The 1,204-nt window shown below is 73.2% G+C and carries 2 protein-coding genes; both read right to left on the minus strand.

What is annotated here, in order from left to right:
• Nucleotides 1-831: NAD(P)/FAD-dependent oxidoreductase (locus GJ632_RS21610; protein ID WP_191453989.1), on the minus strand; the 831-nt coding region annotated here is incomplete at its 3' end.
• 51 nt (nt 832-882) lie between these two features.
• Nucleotides 883-1,204, minus strand: a 322-nt coding sequence (locus tag GJ632_RS21615) for a helix-turn-helix domain-containing protein (RefSeq protein ID WP_197428158.1), incomplete at its 5' end; no start/stop codon positions are given.

Raw genomic sequence — 1,204 nt, forward strand, 5'->3', positions numbered from 1 at the left:
GTCGCCGACGAGGACGACGCGGTCGGTGTGCCACCGCGCGCAGGTGACCTCTCGGACGCGGTCGAAGAACGGGTCGTCGTCGGCCGCGGTCGAGGAGGCCGGCAGTCGCCAGCCGATTCGCTCCGCCTGCGTCCGCAGTCGCTCGCGCGCCGGCGGGTCCGGCGGCGCGTCGAGTCGGGCGGCGAGGTTGAACCCGACCCGGTCGCCGACGCGGGCGAGGAACCCCTCGCTTCCCGGACCCCAGAGGCTCACCATCTCGGCGTCGAGGCTCGGACGCCCGTCGGTCCACAGCGACCAGACGTAGGTGTCGAACGCCCGCTTCGTCCAGTCGTCGAAGCACTCGGCGCGAACGGTCGAGTGGACGCCGTCCGCGCCGACGACGAGGTCGAACGTCTCGGCGGTCCCGTCCTCGAAGGTGACGACCACGCCGTCGTCCCGTTCGTCGATGCGTTCGGGGGCGGTGCCCATCCGTATCCACTCGTCGGGGACCGTCTCGCGGAGGGCGGCGTGCAGGTCAGCCCGATGGACGACGAGCAAGAGCGTCTGCCCCGCGGGGAGGGACGCCCGGGAGAGGACCCGCCCTCCGGCGGCGCGAACCTCGAACGCGTCCGGGTCCGTCGCCGCGCGTCGCGTCGCCGCGAGGCGGTCGAGTTCGTCGAGGACCGAGATGCCGTCGTGCCAGAGACCGATGCCGTACCCCGTCTCGCGCCAGTCGGCGGCTCGCTCGACGACGGTCGCTTCGCGGCCCTGGCGTCGCAGGTAGTTCGCGACGGTTAGCCCGGCCAGTCCGCCGCCGACGACGAGGACGTCCGGCTGTCTGGACGTTCCCATGGTTCGGCTGACACGTTCGACCGTGAAAACTGTCGGTGGACGGTCGGCGGGTCACCCGTCCGCGGCGGGCGATCCGTCCGCCACGAACGCGGAGACGACGGCGGACTCGGCTTTCCGCAGGAGTTCGCCCGCCGTGCTGGACGCGCAGTCGAGTTCGTCGGCCACGTCGGCAACCGTGCCGGTCCGCGGGACGTCGTAGTAGCCGACGCCCACCGCCGCCTCCAGCGCCGCCGCCTGCCTCGCCGTGAGGTTCCCCGCGGGCGGGCCGCGCCGGAAGTCGTGGACGCGCCGGATTCGCGTCTTCAGCAGGTCCCCCAGTCGGCGGTAGAACTCGCTCAGGGCCGCCGTCTCGCCGACGGCGTCGACGTCGCGG

This window comes from Halogeometricum sp. CBA1124 (genome assembly GCF_009741955.1).
GTDB lineage: Archaea > Halobacteriota > Halobacteria > Halobacteriales > Haloferacaceae > Halogeometricum > Halogeometricum rufum.